Here is a 25,701-nt window from a genome sequence, read left to right as displayed (position 1 = left end):
TTTACCCGATCTTGGAGCACACCCTCCCGCCCATTTCCGGCCGCCCGCCGCTCACCCGCGGCGTGCCAGCACCTCGCCGTGCAGCATCGCGAACCACCCGTCCTCGGCGGCCACCCAGGCCCGCCACCCGGCCGAGATCCGCTCCAGCTCCGCCCGGTCCGCGTACCCCTCGGCCACCGCCGCGTCGGCGATGTCGGACGCCACGATCCGGTCCGCCCACAGCCCGCCCCACCAGGCACGCTGCTCGGGCGACGCGTAGGTCCAGCTGCTGGACGTCGCCGTGACGTCGGTGAAGCCGGCCTCCCGGGCCCAGGACAGCAGCCGTCGGCCGGCGTCCGGCTCGCCGCCGTTGGCCCGGGCGATCCGCCCGTACAGCGCCAGCCACCGGTCCAGCTCCGGTACCTGCGGGTACCAGGTCATGGTCGCGTAGTCGACGTCCCGGGCCGCGACCACGCCGCCCACCGCCGTGACCCGGCGCATCTCCCGCAGCGCCCCCACCGGGTCGGCCACGTGCTGCAGCACCTGGTGGGCGTGCACCACGTCGAACTCCCCGTCCGCGTAAGGCAGTCCGTGCACATCGGCGATCTCGAAGACCACGTTGGCCAGGCCCCGGTCCGCCGCGTACCGGGCGGCCGACTCCAGCACCTCGGCCGAGGTATCCACGGCCACCACCCGCCCGGTGGGGCCGACCAGTTCGGCCAGCTCGGCGGTGATCGTGCCGGGGCCGCAGCCGACGTCCAGCACGGCCTGCCCCGGCCGCAGTTCGGGCCGCAGATAGGCGGCCGAGTTGGCCACCGTGCGGGAGCGGTGCGAGCGCAGCACGGGCTCCTGGTGCCCGTGCGTGTAGACGGTGGGCTGCGGTCCGGTCATGGCGGTCCCCCTGGGGTTCGGTCGCGTTCCCTGCGGTCGGTTCCTCCGACGCCTCCGACGCTACTCCCTGTCCCGTATGGCGAGAAGATTCGTCTCACATGACGAACGACCGATTCACGCGAACGCCCCCGCCCGAGGCCCCGCGGGGGCTTCGCCCTGCGGGGACTACGGGTTGACGGGCGGTGCGAGGTCCGGACCGGGGCGGGCCCCCTCGGCGAACGCCGCCCCTCCGGCGGCGGGCCACAGGCGAACTCCTGCCCCCGCGCGGCTCGGCGCCCGCACCGGGGCCCGTACCGTGGACGGGCTCCCGACAGAACGGTTCACCATGCCCGGCCGCCGCCCCTTCGTCCTGCTGAGCGCCGCGATGTCCCTCGACGGGCACCTCGACGACGCCTCCCCCGACCGCCTGCTGCTCTCCGGCCCCGCCGACTTCGACCGGGTGGACGCGGAGCGCGCCGCCAGCGACGCGATCCTGGTGGGCGGCAACACCCTGCGCGCGGACAACCCCCGGCTGCTGGTCAACGACCCCGGCCGACGGGCGGCCCGGCTCGCGGCCGGCCGGCCGGAGTACCCGCTGAAGGTCACCCTCACCGCGAGCGGGGCCCTCGACCGTTCGCTCAGGTTCTGGCACACCGGCGGCGACAAGGTCGCCTACACCTCGGACGCCGGCGCCGCCGTGCTCCGCCCGGCGCTGGACGGGCTGGCCGAGGTGGTGGCACTCGGCGGCACGGTGGAGCTGGGGGCGGTCCTGGACGACCTCGGGGCCCGGGGAGTGCGGCGGCTGATGGTCGAGGGCGGGAGCGGCGTGCACACCCAGTTCCTGGCCCAGGGCCTGGCCGACGAGCTCCAGCTGGCGGTCGCCCCGCTGCTGGTCGGACAGGCGGACGCGCCGCGCTTCGTCCGGCCGGCGGCCTTCCCCGGCGGACCGGCCCGCCGGATGCGCCTGCTGGAGGCACGTACCGTGGACGATGTCGTCCTGCTCAGGTACGCCCCGAAGGAGTCCGCCCCGTGACCAGCGCACCGTCCGACCTCGCACACCTGCGGCGGGCCGTCGAGCTCTCGCGCCGCTGCCCGCCCTCCAGCACCGCCTTCTCGGTCGGCGCGGTGATCGTCGGCGCGGACGGCGAGGTGCTCGCCGAGGGCTGGAGCCGGGAGGCGGACGCGCTGGACCACGCCGAGGAGGCCGCCCTCGCCAAGCTCCCGGCGGGCGATCCCCGGCTGCGCGGCGCGACCGTCTACAGCTCGCTGGAGCCCTGCGGGCGGCGGGCCTCCCGGCCGCTGCCGTGCGCCCGGCTGCTGATCGCGGCCGGCGTGCCCCGGGTGGTCGTCGCCTGGCGCGAGCCGGACCTGTTCGTCACCGACTGCCAGGGGACGGCACTCCTGGAGGCGGCCGGGGTCGAGGTGGTGGAGCTGCCGGAGCTGGCCGAGGAGGCCCGCGCGGTCAACGCGCACCTGGTGGGTTGATCTTTTGTATCCTTGCTGAACAATAGACTCGGAAGCCCGCCCGCCGCCCGCGAGGAGCCCCCGCATGCCCACCTCCCTCACCCTGACCACCCGCGCCCTCCTGCTGGACATGGACGGCACCCTGGTCAACTCCGACGCCGTGGTCGAGCGCTGCTGGCGCCGCTGGGCCGAGACGAACGGCCTCGACCCCGCCGAGGTGCTCCGGCTCGCGCACGGCCGCCAGGCCCACGCCACCATGGCCGCCCTGCTGCCCGACCGCCCGGTCGCGCTCAACCGCGCCGACAACGACCGGATGCTCGCCGAGGAGAAGGCCGACGTCGAGGGCGTCGTCCCGATCCCCGGCGCGGCCGCCTCCCTCGCCTCACTGGCCGGCCTGCCGCACGCCCTGGTCACCTCCGCCGACGAACCGCTCACCCGCGTCCGGATGGCCGCCGCCGGCCTCCCGCTGCCGCCGGTCCTCGTCACCGCCGAGTCGGTCGGCGCCAGCAAGCCGGACCCCGAGGGCTTCCTCAAGGGCGCCGCCGCCCTCGGCTTCGCCCCCGCCGACTGCCTCGCCCTGGAGGACTCCTCGGCCGGAATCGCCGCCGCCGTGGCCGCGGGCATCCCGGTCCTCGGCATCGGCCCCCGCGCCACGGCCCACCGCACCGCCGCCCACGCCCCCACCCTGGAGCAGGTCACCGTCACCCCCGCCCCCGACGGCACCCTCACCGTCCACATCGCCTGACGCCGCGACCGGGGACCAGTAGTGAGAGCGGGCCGCCAGGATGACGCCTTCCCGGTCGGTGACCAGATGGACGAGGCGGTGCTCGTCATCGGTCCGCCGCGACCGGGCCCCCGGCAGGTGGTCCTTCAGCGGCTCGGGCTTGCCGTTCCCGGTGAAAGGGGTCGGACTCGACAGAGTCCGGCCCCTTCCGAGCTGCGCGCTCGACCGGTCAACTGGCGCCCAGCGAGCAAACGGCTACACGGTGAAGCGGAACCTCCACCACAACGCCGTGACCTGCGGAAACGCTGACCCTGACGGCCCAAGTCAGCACGGAATCAGCACAGTGAATCGAAGTCGCAGCCAGCCATCAGTAGTGGTAGCGGGCGACCAGAACAATGATCTCCCGGTCCGTCACCAAGTAGACGAGGCGGTGCTCATCGTCGATCCGCCGCGACCAGGCCCCGGGCAAGTGGTACTCCAGCGGCTCGGGCTTGCCGATGCCGGTGAACGGGTCGCGCGACACGTCCTCGATGAGCTTGTTGATGCGGGCGAGCATCTTGCGGTCGTTCTTGAGCCAGGAGGTGTAGTCCTCCCAGCCGGTCTCCTCGAAGACGAGCCTCACGCGGCACCCTTCTCGCCATCCGCCGCATCAGGGTCGATGAGCTCCCGCCGGGAAAGCCCTACGCCGCCAAGGGCGTTCTCATACGCCTTGAGCAGGCGGCGGGCGTTCACCGGCGAGCGCAACAGGTAGGAGCCTTCACGCAGGGCGGCATAGTCCTCGGCCGAGACGAGTACGGCATTTCCGTGCTTGGAGACGATCTCAATGGCCTCGTGATCGTCGTTGACCTTCTTGATCAACGGGAAGAGAGCCTTGCGCGCCTCGCTGGCAGTGATCGACATCGACTGAACTCCCTCCATGGCTGGTACCACATAACGTACCAGTCAAGCAGGCGCGACGGGTCGAAGAAGTCAGCACCGAGTCAGCACGGAAAAGAGATCGGGGCCCGCCTCAGAGAGGCGGGCCCCGTCCGACCTGCGCATTTGACAGATCAATCTAGCTCAAAGTAATCAGGATCTCACACGTTGAAGCGGAACTCCACGACGTCGCCGTCCTGCATGAGGTATTCCTTGCCCTCGATGCGGGCCTTGCCCTTGCTGCGGGCCTCGGCGATGGAGCCGCAGGCGACCAGGTCGTCGAAGGAGATGATCTCCGCCTTGATGAAGCCCTTCTGGAAGTCGGTGTGGATCACACCGGCGGCCTCGGGGGCGGTGGCGCCCTTCTTGATGGTCCAGGCCCTGGTCTCCTTGGGGCCCGCGGTGAGGTAGCTCTGCAGGCCGAGGGTCTCGTAGCCGACCCGGCCGAGGGTGGCCATGCCGGTCTCCTCCTGGCCCATGGACTGGAGGAGCTCCAGCGCCTCGTCCTCGTCCATGCCGATCAGCTCGGACTCGATCTTGGCGTTCAGGAAGATGGCCTCGGCGGGGGCGACCAGGGCGCGCTGGGCCTCCTTGAACTCCTCGTCGACCAGCTCGTCCTCGTCGACGTTGAAGACGTAGAGGAAGGGCTTGGTGGTGAGCAGGTGCAGCTCCCGCACCGAGGAGGCGTCGAAGCCCACCTCGAAGAGGGTCTTGCCGGTCTCCAGGATCTTCTGGGCGGCCTCGGCGGCGGCCAGCGTGGCGGCCGACTCCTTCTTGAGCCGGGCCTCCTTCTGGAGCCGCGGCAGCACCTTCTCGATCGACTGGAGGTCGGCGAGGATCAGCTCGGTGTTGATGGTCTCGATGTCGTCCTTCGGCGAGACCTTGCCGTCGACGTGCACCACGTCCGGGTCGACGAAGGCCCGGATGACCTGGCAGATCGCGTCGGACTCACGGATGTTCGCCAGGAACTTGTTGCCCAGGCCCTCGCCGACCGAGGCGCCGCGCACGATGCCCGCGATGTCCACGAAGTCCACGGTGGCCGGGAGGATCCGCTGCGAGCCGAAGATCTCGGCGAGCTTCTTCAGCCGGGCGTCCGGGACACCGACGACGCCGACGTTCGGCTCGATGGTGGCGAACGGGTAGTTGGCCGCCAGCACGTCGTTCTTGGTCAGGGCGTTGAACAGGGTCGACTTGCCGACGTTCGGCAGGCCGACGATTCCGATCGTGAGCGACATGAAGCGCAGTCCCGTGGGCTTGGAGGAGTTGGGTCGGCACCGTGCGGGCCGATCGCCCAGTCTACGGGCAGCGGGTCAGGCGCCCGCGTCCACCGGCAGCGGCTCCAGGAACTCCAGGCGGTTGCCCAACCGGTCGCTGGAGTGGAACCGGCGGTGACCCGGCAGGGCGTCGTCCCAGACGACCTCGTGGCCGTGCGCGGCCAGCCGCTCGGCGAGCGCGTCCAGGGCGCGCACCTGGATCCCCGGGTGGCCCTTGCGGGCCGGGCGGAACTCCGGAACGACGCCCAGGTGCACCTCCACCCCACCGCCCCGGAACCAGCAGCCGCCGCGAGCGGCCAGGACCGGGGGCTTGGTCAGCTCGGCCATGCCCAGGACGCCGTGCCAGAAGGCGCGGCACTCGTCCTCGGCGCCGGCCGGGATGTCGAGCTGCACGTGGTGCAGGCGTTCGAAGGCGAATCCGCCGGTCATGAGCCCCCCATGGTCGAGTTGAGCGACGATCACACCAGTACTCCGTCCGGAGACACGGAGCAAGGTCCTGTGGCCCATTACACAGTGTGGCGATGATCGGACCGTACGTTGGGTGGGTGGAGCAGCGCATCCGAACCCAACCGCCAGGGCCCAGACGCCGACCGCCTAACGGCGCGGCCGGGGCCGCCGTCCCCGGGCCCGGGCGGGCCCCCGAGACCGACGAGGGCTCCGCGGCACCCGCCTCCCGGCTACGCGCCGTGGCCGGCGGAGCCGAGCGCGGCCGCCCGGGCGCGGGCCGGACCGGGCTGCGCCTGCCGTTCGGACCGCGCACCGGCGAGCGCGAGGACGCCCGGGACGACGCCCGCGGCGGCGAACGGGGCGGCGCCCGCCGCGGCGGCCACCCGGACAGCCGGCTCTACGGGCGCCGGCGCACCGGGCGGCCGACCCGGCTGACCGCGATCGGCACCGGCGTGGCCGCGACGGTCGCGACCGTCGCCCTGGCGGGCGTGGACCGGATGCTCTTCGGCGGTCTCGGGGTGCTGTTCGGCATCGGCTACCTGGTCATCTGCTTCCAGCTGGCCGTCCGGGTGCGCTTCGCCGACCTGCTGGCCGCCCCGATCAGCGGCCCGATCGCCTTCGCCGTCGCCCTGCTGCTGCTCGGCCCGGTCACCTCCTCGGGCCTGACGGCCCAGGTGGTGGCGCTGGCGACCGGTCTGGCGACGCGGGCCGGCTGGCTCTTCACCGGCACCGGCCTAGCCGCGGCCATCGTGCTCGCCCGCTTCGTGGCCCAGCGGCGGATCCACCGCGACCGCTGAGGAGACGGGACGTCGGACCGGCCGACTTCCCGCCCCCGCCCCGGCCCGACCCGCCCCCGGCCCACTCCCCGACCCGGCACCGTACGCGGCCGCGAAGGCCGGACCGGTCAGCCGGTGGAGGACCGGGCCGCCGCCATGGCCGCGCCGACGATCCCCGCGTCGTTGCGCAGCTCGGCCGGGACCACCCGCGCCTCGCGCTCGCGCAGCACCGGCAGGAACTTCTCGTGCTTGCGGCTCACCCCGCCACCGATCACGATCAGCTGCGGCGAGAAGAGCATCTCCACCAGGTCGAGGTACTCGTCGACCCGCCCCGCCCACTGCTCCCAGCTCAGGTCGTGCCGCTCCTTGGCGGCCGAGGAGGCCCGCCGCTCGGCGTCCTTGCCGCGCAGCTCCAGGTGGCCCAGCTCGGTGTTGGGCACCAGTGCGCCGTCCACGAAGAGCGCGCTGCCGATGCCGGTGCCGAAGGTCAGCACGAGGACGACGCCCTGCTGGTCGCGGCCGGCCCCGTGGACGGTCTCGGCGAGACCCGCCGCGTCGGCGTCGTTGAGCACCACGGCCGGCAGGTCGAGCGCCTCGCGGAACAGGCCCGCCGCGTCCAGGCCGATCCAGCCCTTGTCGACATTGGCCGCCGTTCTGGTCTGGCCGTTCACCACCACCCCGGGGAAGGTCAGCCCGACCGGTCCCTGGTGGTCGAAGTGCCGGACCACCTCGCGGACGGCGGCGACCACGGCCTCCGGGGCCGAGGGCTGCGGGGTGAGGACCTTGTGCCGCTCCTGGGCGAGCACGCCCCGGGCGAGGTCGACGGGAGCACCCTTGATGCCCGAACCGCCGATGTCCACACCGAATACCGCCGTCATGACGACCGCCCTCCGCGTAACCGTTGTCCACAGGCCTGTGCACAGCTGTGTACAAAACTACGAGAGCGCGGCCGGGCGCGCACGGCCGCGCGCAGCGGAGAACCCGGCGCCCGCGCGGGGCACCGGGTTCCCGGGAGGTCCGTTACAGCTTGCCGGCGGCCTCGGCGCGCAGGTCGCGGCGGAGTTCCTTGGGCAGCGAGAAGGTCAGGTGCTCCTCGGCGGTCTTGACGGTCGACACGTCGCCGTAGCCGCGCGCGGCCAGCCACTCCAGGACGCCGTCGACCAGGATCTCCGGCACCGAGGCACCGCTGGTCAGGCCGACCGTGGTGACGCCGTCCAGCCAGGACTCCTGGATCTCGTCGGCGAAGTCCACCAGGTGGGCGGCCTTGGCGCCGTACTCCAGGCCGACCTCGACCAGGCGGACCGAGTTGGAGGAGTTCCTGGAGCCGACCACGATCAGCAGGTCCGTCTCGGACGCCATCTGCTTGACGGCGACCTGGCGGTTCTGGGTGGCGTAGCAGATGTCGTCGCTGGGCGGGCTGACCAGCAGCGGGAAGCGCTTCTTCAGCTCGCCGACGGTGGCCATGGTCTCGTCCACCGAGAGCGTGGTCTGGGAGAGCCAGACGACCTTGGACTCGTCGCGGACCTCGACGTTGGCGACGTCCTCGGCACCGTCCACCAGGTGGATCCGGTCCGGGGCCTCGCCCATGGTGCCGACGACCTCCTCGTGGCCCTCGTGGCCCACCAGCAGGATGTCGAAGCCCTCGTCGGCGAAGCGGACGGCCTCCTTGTGCACCTTGGTGACCAGGGGGCAGGTGGCGTCGATGGTGGCGAGCCGGCCCTCCTTGGCCTCGTCGTGGACGGACGGCGCGACGCCGTGCGCGGAGAACACCACGATCGAACCCTCGGGCACCTCCTCCGTCTCGTCGACGAAGATCGCGCCCCGCTTCTCCAGGGTCTGCACCACGTACTTGTTGTGGACGATCTGCTTGCGGACGTAGATCGGCGCCCCGTACTGCTCCAGGGCCTTCTCCACGGCGATCACGGCGCGGTCGACGCCCGCGCAGTAGCCCCGGGGGGCGGCGAGCAGGACACGGCGCTGCGCGGTGTTGGACATGGCTCCATCGTACGGGCGGCGGCGAGCCGCGCCGACGGAAGGCGCCTTCGAGCCGGATCCGGTCACCGGTGCTCAAATGTGGACGTGATGAGCGATCGAGTCGACGACGGCGGCCTGCGGCGCAGCCTGGGCGTGCGCGATCTGATGGTCTACGGGCTCCTGTTCATCGCCCCGATGGCCCCGGTCGGCGTGTTCGGCGTGCTGGACGCCAAGAGCCACGGCGCGGTGGCGGCCGTCTACCTGGCCGCCACGGTCGCGATGGGGTTCACCGCGCTCTCGTACGCCCAGATGGTGCGGGCGGTGCCGCGGACCGGCTCGGTGTTCGCCTACGCGCGGGCCGGGCTGGGCGAGGGTCCGGGGTTCATCGCCGGCTGGATGGCGATGCTGGACTACCTGCTGATCCCGGCGGTGGCGTACCTCTTCTCCGGCATCGCCCTGAACTCGCTGGTCCCGGACGTCTCGCGCTGGGTGTGGACGGCGCTGGCGGTGGTGGTCACCACCGCGCTCAACCTGGCCGGGGTGCGGACGGCGGCGGTGGTCGGCCTGGCGGTGCTGGCGCTGGAGATCGCGGTGCTGGCGGTCTTCGTGGTGGCGGCCGTGGTGGTGCTGGCCCGGGACGGGGCGCAGCGCGGCTGGGACACGCCGTTCACGGCCGTCGGCGGCTTCTCGCCGACGGCCGTGATCTCGGCCGTGTCGGTGGCCGTCCTGTCGTACCTGGGCTTCGACGCGATCGCCACCTTCGTGGAGGAGGCGGTCGGCGCCTCCGCCGCGGTGGCGCGGGCGGTGCTCTGGTGCCTGGCCCTGGCCGGGGTGCTGTTCGTGCTGCAGACGTACCTGGCGGCGCTGCTGGAGCCGCTGACCCCGCAGCAGCTGGCGGCGGATCCGGCCGCCCAGGGCTCGGCCTTCTACGACACCGTGGAGCGCGGGGTCGGGCACTGGCTGCACGTGCTGGTGGCGGCGAGCAAGGCGATCGGCGCGGCCTTCGCGGCGCTGGCCGGGCAGGCGGCCGCCGGGCGGCTGGTCTTCGCGATGGGACGGGAGGGGCGGCTGCCGCGCTTCCTCGCCGCGGTGGACCCCGACTCGGCGGTGCCGCGCCGGGCGCTGCTGGTGGCCGCGGTGATCACGATGGGTGCGGCCGTCTGGGCGGCGAACCGGGACGACGGGCTGGACCAGCTGACCTCGGTGGTCAACGTCGGCGCGCTGACGGCCTTCGCACTGCTGCACGCCTCGGTGATCGGCTGGTACGTGGTGAAGCACGGCTCGCGGGACTGGGCGCGGCACCTGGTGGCGCCGCTGCTGGGCATCGCGGTGATCGGCGCGGTGGTCTACGAGGCCTCGTCCACCGCGCAGCTCACCGGGGCCGTCTGGCTGGCGGTCGGGCTCGTCGTGCTGCTGGTCCAGGGGGCCGCGGCCGCCGGTGTCCGCCGCTGACCTCCCTGTCGGCATCCGCCGCTAGCCTCATACGCATGGCCAACACCAGCTCCCCCGAAGCCCCGCTCCCGGTCGGCAAGGTCTCCGCGCTGATCGGCGGCTGGATCGACCGGCTCGGCGCGGTCTGGGTGGAGGGCCAGATCACCCAGCTCAGCCGGCGGCCGGGCGCGGGGGTGGTGTTCCTGACCCTGCGCGACCCGCAGGCGGACGTCTCCCTGACGGTGACGTGCTTCCGCTCCGTCTTCGACGAGGTCGCCGACGCGGTGCAGGAGGGCTCGCGGGTCATCGTGCACGCCAAGCCGGAGTGGTACGGGGCGCGCGGCCAGCTGTCGCTGCGGGCCGCCGAGATCCGGCTGGTGGGGCTCGGCGAGCTGCTGGCCCGGCTGGAGCAGCTGAAGCGGCGCCTCGCCGGGGAGGGCCTGTTCGCGGCCGAGCGCAAGCGGCCCCTGCCGTTCCTGCCGCAGTGCGTCGGCCTGGTCACCGGGCGCGGCTCGGCCGCCGAGCGGGACGTCCTGGAGGTCGCCCGGCGGCGCTGGCCGGCCGTCCGCTTCGAGGTGCGCAACGTGCCGGTGCAGGGCGTCAGCGCGGTGGAGCGGGTCGGCGCGGCGGTGCGCGAGCTGGACGACCACCCCGAGGTGGACGTGATCATCGTGGCCCGGGGCGGCGGCAGCGTGGAGGACCTGCTGCCGTTCTCGGACGAGGCCCTGGTGCGCCTGGTCGCGGCCGCCCGGACGCCGGTGGTCAGCGCGATCGGGCACGAGCCGGACCAGCCGCTGCTGGACTTCGTCGCCGACCTGCGCGCCTCCACCCCGACCGATGCGGCCAAACGGGTGGTGCCGGACGTCGGCGAGGAGCTGACGAAGGTCCTGACCCTGCGCGACCGGGCCCGGCGGCAGGTGCTCGGCCGGGTCGAACGGGAGCAGCACGGGCTGGACGGCGTCCGGAGCCGCCCGGCGCTGGCCGCGCCGCGCCGGATGCTGGACGGCCGCGGCCAGGAGGTGGAGGCCTTGCTGGAGCGGGCCAGGCGCACCCTCGGGCACCGGCTGGACCACGCGCAGAGCGACCTCGGGCACACCCTGGCCCGGGTGGTCGCCCTCTCCCCCGCGGCCACCCTGGAGCGCGGCTACGCGGTGCTGCAGCGCGCGGACGGCACGGTGGTGACCGATCCGGCCCAGGTCGAGGCGGGCGACGCGCTGCACGCCCGGGTGGCGGGCGGCGGCTTCGACGTGACGGCCGGCCCCAAGGCCTAGCCCTAGCCCTAGCCCCAGCCGCGCGGGCGGCGGTGGGACGGCGCTGTCGGCGGCACGCCCTACGCTGGCTCCATGGCTGAGCAGGAGCAGGTGGAGGCGGCGCCGCGGACCCCCGACGACGCGCTGGGGTACGAGCACGCCCGGGACGCGCTGCTGGAGGTCGTCCGGCAGCTGGAGAACGGCGGCACGTCGCTGGAGGAGTCGCTGGCCCTCTGGGAGCGCGGCGAGCAGCTGGCGAAGGTCTGCCAGCGCTGGCTGGACGGCGCCCGGGCCCGGCTGGACGCCGCGCTGGCCGCCGAGGAGGGCGGGGCCGCCCCGGAGTGACACGTGTCACACGCCCCCGGGGAACAGTTGAATCTTCACTCATGTTGGGATCCAGTGATCGGCGCCGCCGGTCGACCGACGAACCCCGTCCCGCATGAGGTGCAGACAAGCATGACCACCGACGCCCTGGTACTCGACGCCGCCGCTCAGGACCTGCTGTTCCGTGACGCCCGCACGGCGAACACCTTCACCGACGAGCCGGTCTCCGAGGAGCAGATCCAGGCCATCTACGAGCTGGTGAAGTTCGGCCCGACCGCGTTCAACCAGCAGCCGCTGCGCGTCGTCCTGGTCCGCTCGGCGGAGGGCCGCGAGCGCCTCGTCCAGCACCTGGCGGACGGCAACAAGGCGAAGACCGCCGCCGCGCCGCTGGTCGCCATCCTGGCCGTGGACAACGAGTTCCACGAGGAGCTGCCGACCCAGCTGCCGCACTTCCCGCAGGCCAAGGACCTCTTCTTCACCGAGCGTCCGGTGCGCGAGTCCTCCGCGGTGCTGAACGGCGCCCTGCAGGCCGGCTACTTCATCATCGGCGTGCGCGCCGCGGGCCTGGCCGCCGGCCCGATGACCGGCTTCAACGCCGAGGGCATCAACAAGGAGTTCTTCGCCGACGGCGAGCACTCGGTGCTGGCCGTGGTGAACATCGGCAAGCCGGGCGAGGACGCCTGGTTCCCGCGTTCGCCGCGCCTGGCCTACGACGAGGTCGTCACCACCGTCTGACCGGTGGCACGCAGGAAGGGCCCGCACCGTTCGACCGGTGCGGGCCCTTCCGCGTGTTCCGCCGCCGCCGGGCGGCCGGCTCCGCCGGCTACTTGAGCGCCTGCGCCAGCTCGGCCAGCTCCTCGTACGAGGCGGTGCCGGTGAGCACGGTGGTGCCGCCGCCGCTCTGGAAGGTGAGCGCCCGGGACTTGCCGCCCTGGATCCGCTCCCAGACCCGCCCGGCCACCTCGGAGCTGCCGTCCGGCTTGCCGTCGGCCACCAGCGAGCCGACCAGCGAGCCCGGGGCGATGTCGCTCTGCTCGACCGCCGCGTACTGACCGGCGGGGGTGACGAAGCCCAGGTGCCAGCAATTTCCCCGGCCGCCGCCCAGCGACGCCGGGTCGTACTTGACCGAGGTGGCCCGCCACTTGTCGGAGAGGCCCTCCGGGGCGAGCAGCGGGTACGGTGCGGCGCGCTTAGCCGAGGCCGCGGCCACCTTGTACTCGACCGTGCGCACCCCGTCGCCGCCGGCGTCGTGCGGCAGGAACAGGTACCCGACCCAGACCACCAAACCGACGGCCAGCATCGACAGGACCATGTCCCGTACCGACTGCCGGCTCCTCATGCCCTTGCTCTCTCCAGCCACCCCCACATGGTGACTCATCCCTTACGGGACACCGGCACCCGGGGGTGCCCACGTACGGGTGATCCGGGACGAACGGGCCGATTCCGACCGGGGGTGGCGACCCGCGCCACAGACAGTCATCTCTTGGGCAGATACGATCGCAGGACCCTCACCACGGCGTTCGACCTGGCAGTAGTCGGGCGCTTACTGGCCGTCGCGTACAGAGAGGTAACGACGATGACCACGCAGTACCCGCACAATCTCCCCAGCGCCCTTGAGGTCGCTCCCGAGGCTCCGGACCGGAACCTCGCGCTCGAGCTCGTCCGGGTCACCGAGGCGGCCGCGATGGCCGCCGGCCGCTGGGTCGGCCGTGGCGACAAGAACGGCGCCGACGGCGCCGCCGTCAAGGCCATGCGCACCCTCGTCTCCACCGTCTCGATGAACGGTGTCGTCGTCATCGGCGAGGGCGAGAAGGACGAAGCGCCGATGCTCTACAACGGCGAGCGGGTCGGCGACGGCACCGGCGCCGAGTGCGACGTCGCGGTGGACCCGGTCGACGGGACCACCCTGACCGCCAAGGGCATGAACAACGCCGTGGCCGTGCTGGCCGTGGCCGACCGCGGCACCATGTTCGACCCGAGCGCCGTGTTCTACATGGACAAGCTCGTGGCCGGCCCGGAGGCCGCCGAGTTCGTCGACATCACCGCGCCGGCGGCCGTCAACATCCGCCGGGTCGCCAAGGCCAAGGGCAGCGCCGTCGAGGACGTCACCGTGGTCATCCTCGACCGGCCGCGCCACGAGGGCCTGGTCCAGGAGATCCGCGAGGCGGGTGCCCGGATCAAGTTCATCTCCGACGGCGACGTGGCCGGCGCCATCATGGCGGCCCGCGAGGGCACCGGCGTCGACCTCCTGATGGGCATCGGCGGCACCCCCGAGGGCATCATCGCGGCCTGCGCGATGAAGTGCATGGGCGGCGTCATCCAGGGCCGGCTCTGGCCCAAGGACGAGGCCGAGCGCCAGAAGGCCCTCGACGCCGGCCACGACCTGGACCGGGTGCTCACCACCGACGACCTGGTCAGCGGCGAGAACGTGTTCTTCGTCGCCACCGGCATCACCGACGGCGAGCTGCTGCGCGGCGTGCACTACCGCCAGGAGACCGCCACCACCAGCTCGCTGGTGATGCGCTCCAAGAGCGGCACGATCCGGGAGATCCACTCGACCCACAAGCTGTCCAAGCTGCGGGCGTACAGCGCGATCGACTTCGACCGCGCCAACTGAACCGGCTCCCGGCCGCGTTCCACCGCCCCGCGGCTTCGGCGAAATCCCCCTTCGCCGAAGCCGCGGGGCGTTCGCGTACCGCGGGGCGTTCGCGTGCCGCGCCGCTCGCGTACCAGCGGGCGTCTCGCGTACCGCCCGTCGCCGGCCAGCCCGGTCAGCCCGGTCAGCCCGGTCAGCCCGCGATGCGGCTGCGGGCGGCCGGGATCCGGGCGGCCTCGTGCAGGTCCGTCTCCCGGCGCCGCCGGCGGGCCAGCACCACCCGGCGCTCGGCAGCCGTCAGCCCGCCCCACACCCCGTACGGCTCCGGCTGCGCCAGCGCGTGCTCGCGGCACTCCAGCAGCACCGGGCAGCGCGCGCAGACCTGCTTCGCCTGCTCCTCGCGCGAGAGCCGGGCCGCCGTCGGCTCCTTGGAAGGGGCGAAGAACAGGCCCACCTCGTCCCGCCGGCAGGCCGCGCCGGTGTGCCAGGGATTGTCGTCGCCCTGCGACTGGGCAACCGGCGGGCGCTCCAGCACCCGGGCGGCGGCGACGGGCGAAGTGGTGCGGGACTCGATCGGATGCAGCACGGCCGTACTCCTGACGAGGCTCTCGGACACGGGGAAGCTCGCTCCCCTGTCCGGCTGCGAGCCCCCGCTCTTCACCCCCCGAGCCGGCCTCAGGCCGCCTCCGGTGCGCAGCCGTACAAGAAGCGATGTGCGAGAGGAACTACCCTGCCGCACCGCGATTCATGCACACTGCACGCAATCGACTACAGTCTGCACTCGCCGCAACACCGAGTGCCCGGGCGGGAGTTGTTCCCACCCGGGCACTCGGTCCGGCCCTGCGCAGGTCAGCGGCCCGCAGCGGGCCCCTAGTCGGTGCCGAGCTGCTTGCGCACCCACTCCTTGAGCTTCTTGCCCTTGCGCGGCTTCGCCTCGCAACCCCCGAACACCGCGGCGCCCTTGACCCGGACGACCGGCGCGTACGGGTCGGCCGCGGTCTGCTCCTTGACGTCGAAGCCACCGAAGATGCCGACCCCGCTGCCGTGCAGGCTGACGTTCTCCGGCACCTTGATCTCGACGCCGCCGAAGATGGCGATCACCTCGATCTCCACCTCGGGCGACTCGAAGACGGCATCCGTCAGGTCGATCTCGACCCCGCCGAACGCCGCGACCGCCCGCAGGTGCGAGCCGACCCGCCAGCGGCCCCGGCGGGAGGCCCCGCCGAAGATCGCCACCATGGTCGGCGCCTCGTGCCGCGCCGGCAGCCGCACCGGGCCGGACGGCCGGGCCTCCGGCGCGCCCAGCGGGGCCTTCTCGAAGGAGATCGACCGGTGCGCGGGGAGGTCCCGGGTGAGCGGCACGAGGTCGCCCAGCGTCTTGGCCCCGTAGGCGGCCTCGATCCGCTCGGCGTGCTCGTCCACGTTCAGGCGGCCCTCGGCATAGGCGTCGCGCAACAGCTCCGCGACCCGCTCGCGGTCGGCGTCCGAGGCCCGCATCTCGGCCTCGGCGACCGGGGTCCGGTCGACCCGGGCGGGCGGCTCGCCCCCCGGCTTGGTGATGGCTACGGGCGACTGCCCCTGGTCGTCCTGCGACGGCGAGTTGTCCACGGCCCAAGCCTAGTCAACCGGGCAAGTCCCGTACGCGTGTACGAGTGACCCCGGTCACGCAGGCCGACCTGTCCGCGTGCGACGTTCCGGCGGGTCCTACCCTTGAAGGTGCTTCGCCGACGCAGCCGCATCACTGGAACACTAAGGACCGCCCCCATGGCTCCCACGCCGGATTTCGAGTACAGCGACCTGCTCCCCCTGGGCGCTGACCCGACCCCGTACCGCAAGCTGACCTCCGAGGGTGTCTCCACCTTCGAGGCCGGCGGTCGCACCTTCCTCCAGGTCGAGCCCGAGGCCCTGCGGCTGCTCACCGCCGAGGCGATGCACGACATCTCGCACTACCTGCGCCCCGCCCACCTCGCCCAGCTGCGGCGCATCCTGGACGACCCGGAGGCCAGCCCGAACGACCGCTTCGTCGCGCTGGACCTGCTGAAGAACGTCAACATCTCGGCCGGCGGCATCCTGCCGATGTGCCAGGACACCGGTACCGCGATCGTCATGGGCAAGCGCGGCCAGTCCGTGCTGACCCGGGGCGGCGACGAGAGCGCGATCGCGCACGGCGTCTACGACGCGTACACCAAGCTCAACCTGCGGTACTCGCAGATGGCCCCGGTGACCATGTGGGACGAGAAGAACACCGGCAACAACCTGCCGGCCCAGATCGAGCTGTACGCGACCGACGGCGACGCCTACAAGTTCCTGTTCATGGCCAAGGGCGGCGGCTCGGCCAACAAGTCGTACCTGTACCAGGAGACCAAGGCGATCCTGAACGAGGCCAGCATGCTCTCGTTCCTGGAGCAGAAGATCCGCTCGCTCGGCACCGCCGCCTGCCCGCCGTACCACCTGGCCATCGTGATCGGCGGCACCAGCGCGGAGTTCGCGCTGAAGACCGCCAAGTACGCCTCCGCGCACTACCTGGACAACCTGCCGACCGAGGGCAACGCCCGTACCGGGCACGGGTTCCGGGACCTGGACCTGGAGGCCAAGGTCACCGAGCTCACCCAGCGGATCGGCATCGGCGCGCAGTTCGGCGGCAAGTACTTCTGCCACGACGTGCGCGTCGTCCGGCTGCCGAGGCACGGCGCCTCGCTGCCGGTCGCGATGGCCGTCTCCTGCTCGGCCGACCGCCAGGCGCTGGGCAAGATCACCGCCGAGGGCGTCTTCCTGGAGCAGCTGGAGACCGACCCGGCGAAGTACCTGCCGGACACCACCGACGAGCACCTCGACGACGACGTGGTGCGCATCGACCTCGACCAGCCGATGGCCGCGATCCGGAGCGAGCTGTCCAAGTACCCGGTCAAGACCCGGCTCTCGCTCACCGGCACGCTCGTGGTCGCGCGCGACATCGCGCACGCCAAGATCAAGGAGCGGCTGGACGCCGGCGAGGGCATGCCCAAGTACCTCCAGGACCACCCGGTCTACTACGCCGGCCCGGCCAAGACCCCCGAGGGCTTCGCCTCCGGCTCCTTCGGCCCCACCACGGCCGGCCGGATGGACTCCTACGTCGACCAGTTCCAGGCGGCCGGCGGCTCGATGGTGATGCTCGCCAAGGGCAACCGCAGCAAGCAGGTCACCGACGCCTGCGCCGCGCACGGCGGCTTCTACCTCGGCTCCATCGGCGGCCCGGCGGCCCGGCTGGCCCAGGACTGCATCAAGAAGGTCGAGGTGCTGGAGTACGCGGAGCTAGGCATGGAGGCCGTCTGGCGCATCGAGGTCGTGGACTTCCCGGCCTTCATCGTGGTGGACGACAAGGGCAACGACTTCTTCCGCGAGACCACCGAGGGCCCGCTGATCACCAGCCTGCGGGTGCGCTCCAAGGAGTAGCGGCCGGGCGCTCCGCCGCCCGTCCCGGCCACTCCGCCCGCCCGACCACTCCGCCCGCCCCGGCCGCGAACTCCGCGACCGGGGCGCGCACGCAGTCAGGCGCGCGGGCGCTCAGGCGTCGAAGTCGTACTCCAGCACGTAGGACGCCGCGTCGAGCGTCATCTCGTTGAGTTCGACGACCTGGCCCTCGTCGGCGAAGGCGGTGCGGCAGATCAGGATGACCGGCGTGCCCGCCGACAGCTCCAGCCGGACGCCCTCCTCCGCGCTGGGCATCCGCGACCGGACCTCCTCGCGGAAGTGCACCGGCTTTGCGCCGATCTCGGCCAGCCGCGCGTAGGTACCGCCCGGCCCGGTGTCCTCCCGGGTGATCGCCGTCCCGGCGACCAGCTCCGCCGGCAGGTAGGACGTGGAGAGCAGCACCGGCTTGCCGTCCAGCACGAACCGTCGGTGCCGCACGCACATCGGCGCCCCCGGATCGACCCCGAGCACCCGCGCCACGTGCTCCGGCGCGCCCTGCTCGGTGACCGACACCTGGTCCACCACCAGCGTCCGGTTGTCGATGTCCGCCGACCATATGGACCGTCCCGACCCCCACTGCCCCTGCGCGAGCCGCTGGATGCCGCGCCGCCGCAGCGGCCGGAAGTCCCGGACGAAGACCCCGGCGCCCTTGCGCGCCTCGGCGATGCCCTCGCTCTGCAGGACGCCGAGCGCCTGGCGGGCCGTCATCCGGGCCACGCCGTAGGTCTCCATGAGGTCGTTCTCGCCGGGCAGCCGGTCGCCGGCGCGGTACTCCCCGGTGTCGATGGCCGCCTTGAGCGTGTCGGCGATCCGCTGGTACTTGGGCTGTTTCCCGCCGCTGCTGCCGACCATCGCCTGCTCCCTCGTCCTCGCGGAAATCGTAGGCCCACCGCCGACCGCCGGTACGTCGGTATGACCGGTCGGGCCCGTTGACATCTCTAGAGATATTAGCTTCTCTAGAGATGCTGGGTAGTCGCCGAGCAGAACACAGGCACCGACAGCGACCAGGACCGGCGCATCCACCGCCGCGTCCGCACCAGAGCAAGGAGCACTGCGGTGAGCACCCGTAAGCGCAACGCCGCGGCCTACCGACCGCGTGTGGGTGAACTCGTCCTCGACACCAGGACCGGACGCACCGGCATCTACATGGACACCCTCGGCGGAGAGCACTACCTGCGGCCCTCGGGCGGCGGCCGCGAGTGGACCGCCCCACCCGACCGCGTCGGCCCGGCACCCGAGCCGCCCCCCGACGACCCCGGCCCGGCCCCCGGGCCGCCCCGCCCTCGGACCGCGCCGGAGAGCCGGACCCGGCCGAGCGCCCGGCTCGCCGCCCGCGACCAGGACTCGCGCCTCGACGAGAGCCGGGTCGCCTGACGGGGCCGGCCACCGGAACCGGCGGTGGCCGCGGCGGAGGGGCCGCGGGGCCGGGCACAACGACGAGTGCCCCGCGCCCCACCGAGTGCGGGGTACGGGGCACTGGCTTCCGAACGACTACGGGCGGCTGGCGATGACGCCCTGGGGCTCGTACGGCCCGTCCTTCTCGGTCCTCGGCGCGGCCGGCTCGACGATCCGGTCGGCCTCGCCCCCGAAGAGGTCGTCCTCCAGGTCCGCCTTCCGGTCGGCGGTCGGCTCGGTGTACTCGACCTGATCCGGGGACGCGGCCACCGCGCCCTCGACGGCCGCGCCCGCCTCCGCAGCGGCCTCCGTGGTCGACGCGGGGGTGTCGCGCTGGTCGTTGGCCATGGGCGGCCGCCTTTCGGTCATCAAATGTCTTCAGCCCCACCGGTTTGGTGCGGGCACGCCGTCAGTATCGTAGGGCTGATTAAATGTCCGATAAACATCGTGCGGCTTGCCGGTGCGTCCGGCAGAGTCGGCCCTCCGCCTAAGCTGAAGCCACCACACGGCGGACCGCCGAGCGCCCTTCACGGAATCGACAGCACAGGCCATCGGGGGATTTCATGGAGTTTCGGGAGACGCCGCCCGCGTCGGCGCTGCGCTTCCAGGTACTCGGTCCCGTACAGGCCTGGCTCGACGGCGCCCCGGTGCCCCTCGGCTCGCCGCAGCAACAGGCCATCCTCACCGCACTGCTTCTGCACGGCGGCCGGCCCGTCACCACCCAGGATCTCGTCGACGGGCTGTGGGGAGATCGGCCCCCGACGCAGGCCATTGCCGCATTGCGGACATATATCTCGCGCCTTCGCGCCGTCATCGAGCCGAAGCGCGAAATTCGCCGCCCCGCCGAACTCCTCGTATCGGTCAGTGACGGGTACGCACTGCGTATTCCGCCCGAGGCTCTGGACGTCACGGTCTTCGAGAGCCGGGCGTCCGAGGCCACCGCCGCCCGGGTGGCCGGGGACCTGCACGAGGCGCACCGCCTCCTGGTGGGCGCGCTCGGCCTCTGGACCGGCCGCGCGCTGACCGGTGTTCCCGGCCCGTACGCGGAGTCCCAGCGGCTGCGCCTGGCCGAACGACACGTCACCGTCTCCGAGGAGCGGTGTGCGGTGGCCCTCGACATCGGCCTGCACGCCGACATGGTCGGCGAGTTGAGCTCCCTGACCGCCGAACACCCGCTCCGGGAGCGGCTGCGCGAGCTGCTGATGCTCGCGCTCTACCGGTGCGGCCGCCAGGCGGAGGCGCTCGGCGTCTACACGGACACCCGGAAGCTGCTGATCGACGAGCTCGGCGTCGAACCCGGCGCCGGGCTCTCCACCATGCACTCCCGCATCCTGGCCGCCGACCCGGCCCTGACCCTCCCCGCCGTCACCCCGGCCGGCGCCGCCGCCCGGGAGGACGCGCCGCTCCCGGTGACCCCGCCGGCCCAGCTGCCCGCCGACGTCTCGGACTTCAGCGGACGCACCGAGCTGGTCACCGACCTCTCCGCCGTCCTGCTGAACGCCACCGGCCAGGCCGTGGTCGTCACCTCGCTGGCCGGCATCGGCGGCGTCGGGAAGACCACCCTCGCCGTCCACGTGGCGCACCGGGTGCGCGCCGAGTTCCCCGACGGACAGCTGTACGTCGACCTCCGGGGCGCGGGCGCCTCGCCCGCCGACCCGGCCGTGGTGCTCGGTGACTTCCTGCACGCGCTCGGCGTCACCGAGACCCCCGACTCGCTCGACCAGCGCGCGGCCCTCTACCGCTCGCTGCTCGCCAGCCGGCGGATGCTGATCCTGCTGGACAACGCGCAGGACGCCCAGCAGATCCAGCCGCTCATCCCCGGGGTGTCCGGCTGCTCGGTGCTGGCCACCAGCAGGTCCCGGCTCGCCGGAATCCCCGGCGCCCACCTGGTGGACGTCGAGGAGCTGACGCCCGAGGAGGCGCTCACGCTCTTCTCGGCCATCGTCGGCGAGCAGCGCGTGGCGGCCGAGCCCGAGGCCTCCATGGCCGTGGTCACCGCCTGCGGCTTCCTGCCGCTCGCCGTCCGGATCGCCGCTGCCCGGCTGGCCAGCCGGCCGCGCTGGAGCGTCTCCGACCTCGCCCGGCGGTTAGCCGATCAACGGCGCAGGCTGGACGAGCTCCAGCTCGGCAACCTGGCGGTGGAGACCACCATCGGACTGGGGTACGCGCAGCTCTCCGCCCCCGAGGCGCGGGCCTTTCGACTGCTCTCCCTGATCGACTCCCCGGACCTCCCGCTCTCGTCCGTAACCGCCCTGCTGGGCGTCGACGAGCACACCGCCGAGGACCTCGCCGAGGCGCTCGTCGAGGCGAACATGCTGGAGTGCTTCGCTCCGGGCCGCTACCGGTACCACGACCTCCTGCGGCTCTACGCGCAGCGCAAGAACGAGCGGATCGGTGACGTCGAGGAGCAGCACGCCGCGGTGCGGCGGCTGCTCGACCTGATGCTGCCGACCGTCCGCAACGCCGCCCAGGCGATCGAGCCGGACGACCAGCTGCCGGAGCCGCTCAACGGCCTGAACTCCCCCGGTCTCAGCCTGTCGGACGGCGAATCGGCCCGGGCCTGGCTGCGCAGCGAGATCGCGGTGCTGCTCAGCCTGGTCGAGGCCGCCGTGAGCGGACCCGGCGAACTGCTGCGGCCCGCCGTCGACCTGCTGATCGTCCTGGACAGCCTGGTGGAGGACCCGACCCACGGTCCGCGCGTTCGGCGGATGCTGGAGGTCGCCGACCTCAACGCCGAGTCGTACCAGGACTCCGCCGTGCTGGCCCGGGTGCACTTCGCCCGCGGCACCCTGCAGTCGGTCACCAACGACTTCCAGAGCGCCGAGCGTTCGCTGCTGAAGAGCCTGAGCCTCCAGGACAGCGACGACCTGACCATCCTGCGGTCGATGGCCACCAACACCCTGGGCATCATCCTCAGCGTCGCCGACCGCTCCGCCGAGGCGCTGCCCTTCTTCGAGCAGTCCCTCGCCATCAGCCGGGTGGTGGGCGCCCCCATCGGCGAGGCCCGGCTGCTGGGCAACATCGCCCGGGCGCAGCTCGACGTCGGGGACGCGCGGTCCGCCGTCCGCTCCGCCACCGACGCGGTGGCCAGCGCCCGGGCCTCGAAGAACGGCCCCTGCTTGGCCGACACGCTGTACCAGCTGGGCGTCGTGCTCTCCTCCGGCGGCGCGCCCGGCACCGCCGTCGCCCACCTCCATGAAGCGCACCGGCTCTACCGCTCCCAGCAGAACCGCCTCCGCGAGGGCTACACGCTGGCCCGCCTCGGGGTGAGCCTGCTCGCCGCCGGCCAGCACGCGGACGCGGCCGAGGCGGCCGAGGAGTCGCTGGCGATCGGGCAGGAGATGGACTCCGCCTACTGCCAGGGCCTCGCCAACGCCGCGCTCGGCGAGGCGCTGCTCGGCCTGGCCCAGCCGGCCCGCGGGCTGGCCTGTCTGCGCGAGGCGCACGCGATCTTCACACGGCTCGGTGTGCCCGAGGCCTCCCCCGTGGCGGACCTCATCTCCCAGCAGCACACCGAGCCCCTCTCTCCCCCCGCGCCGTAGGCCCCGAACACCCCCGTGCTTCCCCCGTGGGGGCCGACCCCCGTGCGTTCGGTGCTCCCGCAGCCCCCCGGCTGCGGGAGCACCCTCAACGCTTCCCCGGCGCTGGACTCCACTGTGCACCGGGCCGATTGACGTTCGATAAACGTCGCCCTGCCGGCCCCGGACGCGGACGGATCCGCAGGTCGGGGGCGTGCTCCCACGTCCCCCGCGGCGTGCGGCGGCCGACCGCACCACCCCGGCCCGCACCCCCCGTGCTTCCGCAAGCCGGGCCACAGCACCCCAACCGTCACGAGTTGGCCGGAAAGGGACCCCACGGCGCAGTGATCACGCATATTCTCAGTTGCCAGTACAGACATGACGGCACCCGTCCGGCGGATCGTCCGGAAACGGCAGCGCGGCGGCGCTCCCGCGGTGCAGAGTGTCCCTGTGCAAAGTGTCAGCGTGCAGTCAGTGTGACGCGGGGAGCGTGACGTACCGCCACCGGCAGCGGGCCGGCGGGGCAACGCGGGCGCCGGCAGGACGGCGGGCCGGCCTCGTCCGGCCGACCGGAGGCCCGGGTGGAAAGGTGCCTCTCAATCGTGACGACCGGACAGATATCCGACCCGTCCCCCCTCGACGAGGACGCGGACGGCGACGACGGTCCCGACGTCCTGCGCCGCCGTGCCGAGCGGGCCCTGCAGGCCGTCGCCTTCGACACCATCGGCGCCGGCTACGGAGAGGCCTTCCCCGCCAAGCGCGGCCAGCTCGCCTGCGGCCGCCGGCTGCTGGCCCGGCTCGAACCGGGCGCCGCCGTGCTGGACATCGGCTGCGGCACCGGCGACCCGACCGTCCGACAGCTGACCGCCGCCGGGATGCGCGTCACCGGTATAGACCTTTCGGACGTCATGCTCACCCTGGCCCGCGCGGCGGCGCCGAACGGGCCGTTCGCCCCCGCCTTCCACCGCATCGACATGTACGACCTGGCCACCCGGCGCGCCGACCGGGCCTGGAACCTCCCGGCCCTGGGCCCGCGGGGCCGCGGCACCTTCGACGCCGTCACCGCCTTCTTCTCCCTCATCCTCCTCCCCCAGGAGGAGATCCCCACCGTGCTGACCCGGCTGCGCGCGCTCCTGCGGCCCGGCGGTCTGCTGGCGCTCGGTATGGTCGAGGCGGACCTGGATCACGTTCCACTGCCGTTCCTCGGACGGGAGCTGCGGATCAGCGGGTATCTGCGGGAGGATCTGGAACGGGTCCTGGTGGAGGCCGGGTTCGCGGTCGAGGAGCAGTCGGGGCATCCGTACGCGCCGGCCAGCACCTCGCTGCCGCCGGAGGAGCAGCTGTTCCTCTGCTGCCGACGCGTCGGCTGACCGTTCGCCACACCGCCCCACCGACCGACCGCCGGACCAGCAGAGCCACCACTCCCCATCAATCCCAGGACAGGCAGCCGTGCGCGACCAGCTCAAACCCGAGGCCGGACAGCCGCCTGCCCTCCCGGGCCCGCGCCGCACGCCACCGGCCCCGGAGGGGAGCGGGCCGAGCGCCACCGGACAGGTCGCCGAGCGGCTCGCCTACCTGGACTCCGCGACCCGGCGGATCAACAGCGCCCTGGACCTGGCCGCGACGCTGCGCAACATCTGCCGCGTCCTCGTACCGACCCTCGCCGACGCCGCCGTCGTGCACCTGCGCGACCCGCTGCCCAACGTCGAGCGCGAACCCGGTTTCCCCGACGACCTGCGGATCCACCACAGCCTCGGCACCCGGCTCGGCCGCCGCGGCCGGCCGACCACCGGCTCCGACCACCGCGGCTCCCGCTACGGCACCCGGTACGGCTCGCGCTCGACCGCCGACACCGGGCCCGCCACCCCGGTCACCCGGGGCGGGGCGCTCGCGCACACCCTGCTGAGCCGCCGCCCCGCCGAGGCCGCCGTCCTCGGGGCGGCCGGCTCCCCGGCCGCCGGCCCCGACCGGACCACCGAGCTGCTGCGCGAGCTGTACGGCCCGCGCGGGCTGGCCCGGCTCGGCCCGGGCTCCTCGGTGCTCGCCCTGCCGCTGCGCGGGCGCAAGGCCGTCCTCGGCCTGCTGGTGCTGATCCGCCGGCCGCCCGAGAAGACCGGCCGCCCCAGTTTCGACGCCACCGACACCGCCACCGCCGCCCACCTCGCCACCCAGGCCGGGCTCGCCGTGGACACCGCCCTGCGGTACGCCCGCGAGTGGGAGATAGCCAACGAGCTCCAGCGCAGCATGCTGCCGCTGCGCCTGCCCCAGCCGCACGGCGTCCGGCTCGCCCAGCGCTACCTGCCCGGCGAGCGCGGCGCGCAGGTCGGCGGGGACTGGTACGACGCCGTCCCGCTGCCCGGGAACCGGGTGGCGCTGATCGTCGGCGACGTGATGGGCCACTCGCTGACCTCGGCCGCCATCATGGGCCAGCTCCGCACCAGCGCCCAGACCCTGGCCGCGCTCGACCTGCCCCCGCACGAGGTGCTCTACCACCTGGACGAACAGGCCCAGCGGCTCGGCCGCGAACAGCACCTGGCCACCTGCGTGTACGCGGTCTACGACCCGATCGCCAACCGCGTGGTGCTCGCCAACGCGGGGCACGTCCCGCCGGTGCTCGTCGGGCCGGACGGCACGGCCGAGCTGCTGGAGCTGGACTCGGGCGCGCCGATCGGCGTCGGCGGGGTCGACTTCAACTCCGTCGAGCTGCCCGCCCCGCCCGGCTCCTCCCTGCTGCTCTTCACCGACGGCCTGGTGGAGACCCGCACCCGCCCGCTCAGCGACGGACTGGAGCTGCTCCGGGCCCGGCTGGCCGCCACCCAGCGGCACACCCCCGAGCAGCTCTGCCAGGAGGCGCTGCGGATCCTGCCGCCGGGCGACCGCGGTGACGACATCGCGCTGCTGGCCGCCTGCTTCGACGGCATCCCGGCCGGGGACGTCGCGCACTGGTACCTCCAGCCGCGCAACGAGACGCCCGGCCGGGCCCGCCGGCTGGCCGCCCACACACTGCGCCGCTGGGGGCTCGAAGAGCTCAGCGAGGCAACCGAGTTGATGGTCAGCGAGCTGGTCACCAACGCCGTCCAGCACGCCACCCGCCCGGTCACCCTGAGCCTGGTCCGCACCTCCCGGCTGCGCTGCGAGGTCGGCGACGACAGCCCGCTGCTGCCCCGACCGCGGCGCACCGGACCGGAGGACGAACGCGGGCGCGGGCTGCAGATAGTGGCCAGGTGCGCCGAGCGCTGGGGCGCCACCCGCCTGGGCACCGGCAAGGTCGTCTGGTTCGAACAGCGGCTGCCGTAGGCCCGCCGGGTACGCCG

General features: G+C 73.1%; 24 protein-coding genes and 2 pseudogenes. 13 read left to right on the top strand and 13 right to left on the bottom strand.

The window, feature by feature from the left end:
• Window positions 1–51: 51 nt before the first annotated feature.
• The gene (locus ABT263_RS11185) at window positions 52–870 is read right to left on the bottom strand and encodes a methyltransferase domain-containing protein (RefSeq protein ID WP_352289997.1); all 819 of its coding nucleotides are present in this window, start codon (window positions 868–870) and stop codon (window positions 52–54) included.
• Between the two features lie 325 nt (window positions 871–1,195).
• On the opposite strand from ABT263_RS11185, the pseudogene ABT263_RS11180 reads away from it, so the two are divergent.
• Window positions 1,196–2,334: pseudogene (locus tag ABT263_RS11180) on the top strand (dihydrofolate reductase family protein).
• A gap of 64 nt (window positions 2,335–2,398) precedes the next feature.
• Window positions 2,399–3,058 (top strand): HAD-IA family hydrolase, encoded by a 660-nt coding sequence (locus ABT263_RS11175; RefSeq protein WP_352289995.1) that lies wholly within the window; start codon window positions 2,399–2,401, stop codon window positions 3,056–3,058.
• Window positions 3,059–3,076: 18 nt separating this feature from the next.
• Here the strand turns inward: ABT263_RS11175 and ABT263_RS11170 are convergent.
• The 5 genes and pseudogenes from ABT263_RS11170 to ABT263_RS11150 all read right to left on the bottom strand — a co-directional run.
• Window positions 3,077–3,217 (bottom strand): annotated as a pseudogene (locus ABT263_RS11170) (Txe/YoeB family addiction module toxin); the annotation flags it as partial.
• 187 nt (window positions 3,218–3,404) lie between these two features.
• On the bottom strand, window positions 3,405–3,659 hold the full coding sequence (locus ABT263_RS11165; RefSeq protein ID WP_352289993.1) for a Txe/YoeB family addiction module toxin: 255 nt from the start codon (window positions 3,657–3,659) through the stop codon (window positions 3,405–3,407).
• Entirely contained in the window at window positions 3,656–3,937 is a 282-nt protein-coding gene (locus ABT263_RS11160; RefSeq protein ID WP_352289991.1) for a type II toxin-antitoxin system Phd/YefM family antitoxin, read from the bottom strand. The genes ABT263_RS11165 and ABT263_RS11160 overlap by 4 nt, the downstream gene beginning before the upstream one ends.
• A 176-nt stretch (window positions 3,938–4,113) precedes the next feature.
• Entirely contained in the window at window positions 4,114–5,187 is a 1,074-nt protein-coding gene (gene ychF, locus ABT263_RS11155) for a redox-regulated ATPase YchF (protein WP_329489426.1), read from the bottom strand.
• Between the two features lie 75 nt (window positions 5,188–5,262).
• The gene (locus tag ABT263_RS11150) at window positions 5,263–5,655 is read right to left on the bottom strand and encodes a VOC family protein (protein WP_352289989.1); all 393 of its coding nucleotides are present in this window, start codon (window positions 5,653–5,655) and stop codon (window positions 5,263–5,265) included.
• A 257-nt stretch (window positions 5,656–5,912) separates the two neighbouring features.
• On the opposite strand from ABT263_RS11150, the gene ABT263_RS11145 reads away from it, so the two are divergent.
• Window positions 5,913–6,470, top strand: coding sequence for a DUF6542 domain-containing protein (locus ABT263_RS11145; protein ID WP_329489425.1), 558 nt, complete (start codon window positions 5,913–5,915; stop codon window positions 6,468–6,470).
• Window positions 6,471–6,577: 107 nt separating this feature from the next.
• Here ABT263_RS11145 and ppgK read toward each other — a convergent pair whose 3' ends face one another.
• Both ppgK and ABT263_RS11135 read right to left on the bottom strand, forming a co-directional pair.
• Entirely contained in the window at window positions 6,578–7,327 is a 750-nt protein-coding gene (gene ppgK, locus ABT263_RS11140) for a polyphosphate--glucose phosphotransferase (RefSeq protein ID WP_352289987.1), read from the bottom strand.
• A gap of 142 nt (window positions 7,328–7,469) precedes the next feature.
• Window positions 7,470–8,444, bottom strand: a complete 975-nt coding sequence (locus ABT263_RS11135; protein WP_329489423.1) for a 4-hydroxy-3-methylbut-2-enyl diphosphate reductase — start codon at window positions 8,442–8,444, stop codon at window positions 7,470–7,472.
• An 87-nt stretch (window positions 8,445–8,531) separates the two neighbouring features.
• On the opposite strand from ABT263_RS11135, the gene ABT263_RS11130 reads away from it, so the two are divergent.
• From ABT263_RS11130 to ABT263_RS11115, 4 genes are all read left to right on the top strand, one after another.
• A complete protein-coding gene (locus ABT263_RS11130) occupies window positions 8,532–9,875 on the top strand; it encodes an APC family permease (protein WP_329489422.1) in 1,344 nt (447 codons plus the stop codon).
• Between the two features lie 35 nt (window positions 9,876–9,910).
• Entirely contained in the window at window positions 9,911–11,125 is a 1,215-nt protein-coding gene (xseA, locus tag ABT263_RS11125; protein ID WP_352289985.1) for an exodeoxyribonuclease VII large subunit, read from the top strand.
• Between the two features lie 72 nt (window positions 11,126–11,197).
• The gene (locus tag ABT263_RS11120) at window positions 11,198–11,449 is read left to right on the top strand and encodes an exodeoxyribonuclease VII small subunit (RefSeq protein WP_329489420.1); all 252 of its coding nucleotides are present in this window, start codon (window positions 11,198–11,200) and stop codon (window positions 11,447–11,449) included.
• 111 nt (window positions 11,450–11,560) lie between these two features.
• Window positions 11,561–12,163, top strand: a complete 603-nt coding sequence (locus tag ABT263_RS11115; RefSeq protein WP_329489419.1) for a malonic semialdehyde reductase — start codon at window positions 11,561–11,563, stop codon at window positions 12,161–12,163.
• A gap of 88 nt (window positions 12,164–12,251) precedes the next feature.
• Here ABT263_RS11115 and ABT263_RS11110 read toward each other — a convergent pair whose 3' ends face one another.
• Complete coding sequence (locus tag ABT263_RS11110; RefSeq protein WP_352289983.1) at window positions 12,252–12,788, bottom strand: DUF4245 domain-containing protein; 537 nt, start codon at window positions 12,786–12,788, stop codon at window positions 12,252–12,254.
• A 216-nt stretch (window positions 12,789–13,004) separates the two neighbouring features.
• Here ABT263_RS11110 and glpX point away from each other — a divergent pair, with 216 nt between their 5' ends.
• Window positions 13,005–14,045, top strand: coding sequence for a class II fructose-bisphosphatase (glpX, locus tag ABT263_RS11105; RefSeq protein ID WP_352289981.1), 1,041 nt, complete (start codon window positions 13,005–13,007; stop codon window positions 14,043–14,045).
• A gap of 172 nt (window positions 14,046–14,217) precedes the next feature.
• Here the strand turns inward: glpX and ABT263_RS11100 are convergent, their stop codons facing one another.
• Both ABT263_RS11100 and ABT263_RS11095 read right to left on the bottom strand, forming a co-directional pair.
• Window positions 14,218–14,610 carry a WhiB family transcriptional regulator gene (locus ABT263_RS11100; protein ID WP_352289979.1) on the bottom strand — a complete coding sequence of 131 codons (393 nt, stop codon included), beginning with the start codon at window positions 14,608–14,610 and terminating at the stop codon, window positions 14,218–14,220.
• A 284-nt stretch (window positions 14,611–14,894) separates the two neighbouring features.
• Window positions 14,895–15,632, bottom strand: a complete 738-nt coding sequence (locus ABT263_RS11095; protein WP_329489414.1) for a DUF1707 SHOCT-like domain-containing protein — start codon at window positions 15,630–15,632, stop codon at window positions 14,895–14,897.
• Between the two features lie 156 nt (window positions 15,633–15,788).
• On the opposite strand from ABT263_RS11095, the gene ABT263_RS11090 reads away from it, so the two are divergent.
• Window positions 15,789–17,456, top strand: a complete 1,668-nt coding sequence (locus tag ABT263_RS11090; RefSeq protein ID WP_329489413.1) for a fumarate hydratase — start codon at window positions 15,789–15,791, stop codon at window positions 17,454–17,456.
• A 111-nt stretch (window positions 17,457–17,567) separates the two neighbouring features.
• Here ABT263_RS11090 and ABT263_RS11085 read toward each other — a convergent pair whose 3' ends face one another.
• A complete protein-coding gene (locus tag ABT263_RS11085; RefSeq protein WP_352289977.1) occupies window positions 17,568–18,326 on the bottom strand; it encodes a GntR family transcriptional regulator in 759 nt (252 codons plus the stop codon).
• A gap of 204 nt (window positions 18,327–18,530) precedes the next feature.
• Here ABT263_RS11085 and ABT263_RS11080 point away from each other — a divergent pair, with 204 nt between their 5' ends.
• Entirely contained in the window at window positions 18,531–18,848 is a 318-nt protein-coding gene (locus tag ABT263_RS11080) for a hypothetical protein (RefSeq protein ID WP_352289975.1), read from the top strand.
• 117 nt (window positions 18,849–18,965) lie between these two features.
• Here ABT263_RS11080 and ABT263_RS11075 read toward each other — a convergent pair whose 3' ends face one another.
• Entirely contained in the window at window positions 18,966–19,217 is a 252-nt protein-coding gene (locus ABT263_RS11075; RefSeq protein ID WP_352289974.1) for a hypothetical protein, read from the bottom strand.
• Between the two features lie 215 nt (window positions 19,218–19,432).
• Here ABT263_RS11075 and ABT263_RS11070 point away from each other — a divergent pair, with 215 nt between their 5' ends.
• The 3 genes from ABT263_RS11070 to ABT263_RS11060 all read left to right on the top strand — a co-directional run bounded on the left by ABT263_RS11070 (window position 19,433) and on the right by ABT263_RS11060 (window position 25,684).
• A complete protein-coding gene (locus ABT263_RS11070) occupies window positions 19,433–22,411 on the top strand; it encodes an AfsR/SARP family transcriptional regulator (protein ID WP_352289972.1) in 2,979 nt (992 codons plus the stop codon).
• A gap of 578 nt (window positions 22,412–22,989) precedes the next feature.
• The gene (locus ABT263_RS11065; RefSeq protein ID WP_502885785.1) at window positions 22,990–23,757 is read left to right on the top strand and encodes a class I SAM-dependent methyltransferase; all 768 of its coding nucleotides are present in this window, start codon (window positions 22,990–22,992) and stop codon (window positions 23,755–23,757) included.
• A gap of 79 nt (window positions 23,758–23,836) precedes the next feature.
• A complete protein-coding gene (locus ABT263_RS11060; protein WP_352289970.1) occupies window positions 23,837–25,684 on the top strand; it encodes a SpoIIE family protein phosphatase in 1,848 nt (615 codons plus the stop codon).
• Window positions 25,685–25,701: the final 17 nt, after the last annotated feature.

Origin of the sequence: Kitasatospora sp. NPDC001603 (assembly GCF_040298365.1) — a bacterium.
Classification (GTDB): Bacteria; Actinomycetota; Actinomycetes; order Streptomycetales; family Streptomycetaceae; genus Kitasatospora.
This window is presented reverse-complemented; position numbering and strand designations above follow the sequence as displayed.

Coding starts and splice junctions, on each gene's coding strand:
- ABT263_RS11150 (WP_352289989.1), bottom strand. CDS start 5,655: ATGACCGGCGGATTCGCCTTCGAACGCCTGCACCACGTGCAGCTCGAC.
- ABT263_RS11175 (WP_352289995.1), top strand. CDS start 2,399: ATGCCCACCTCCCTCACCCTGACCACCCGCGCCCTCCTGCTGGACATG.
- ABT263_RS11115 (WP_329489419.1), top strand. CDS start 11,561: ATGACCACCGACGCCCTGGTACTCGACGCCGCCGCTCAGGACCTGCTG.
- ABT263_RS11085 (WP_352289977.1), bottom strand. CDS start 18,326: ATGGTCGGCAGCAGCGGCGGGAAACAGCCCAAGTACCAGCGGATCGCC.
- ABT263_RS11130 (WP_329489422.1), top strand. CDS start 8,532: ATGAGCGATCGAGTCGACGACGGCGGCCTGCGGCGCAGCCTGGGCGTG.
- ABT263_RS11135 (WP_329489423.1), bottom strand. CDS start 8,444: ATGTCCAACACCGCGCAGCGCCGTGTCCTGCTCGCCGCCCCCCGGGGC.
- glpX (WP_352289981.1), top strand. CDS start 13,005: ATGACCACGCAGTACCCGCACAATCTCCCCAGCGCCCTTGAGGTCGCT.
- ABT263_RS11075 (WP_352289974.1), bottom strand. CDS start 19,217: ATGGCCAACGACCAGCGCGACACCCCCGCGTCGACCACGGAGGCCGCT.
- ppgK (WP_352289987.1), bottom strand. CDS start 7,327: ATGACGGCGGTATTCGGTGTGGACATCGGCGGTTCGGGCATCAAGGGT.
- ychF (WP_329489426.1), bottom strand. CDS start 5,187: ATGTCGCTCACGATCGGAATCGTCGGCCTGCCGAACGTCGGCAAGTCG.
- ABT263_RS11120 (WP_329489420.1), top strand. CDS start 11,198: ATGGCTGAGCAGGAGCAGGTGGAGGCGGCGCCGCGGACCCCCGACGAC.
- ABT263_RS11070 (WP_352289972.1), top strand. CDS start 19,433: ATGGAGTTTCGGGAGACGCCGCCCGCGTCGGCGCTGCGCTTCCAGGTA.
- ABT263_RS11185 (WP_352289997.1), bottom strand. CDS start 870: ATGACCGGACCGCAGCCCACCGTCTACACGCACGGGCACCAGGAGCCC.
- xseA (WP_352289985.1), top strand. CDS start 9,911: ATGGCCAACACCAGCTCCCCCGAAGCCCCGCTCCCGGTCGGCAAGGTC.
- ABT263_RS11090 (WP_329489413.1), top strand. CDS start 15,789: ATGGCTCCCACGCCGGATTTCGAGTACAGCGACCTGCTCCCCCTGGGC.
- ABT263_RS11160 (WP_352289991.1), bottom strand. CDS start 3,937: ATGTCGATCACTGCCAGCGAGGCGCGCAAGGCTCTCTTCCCGTTGATC.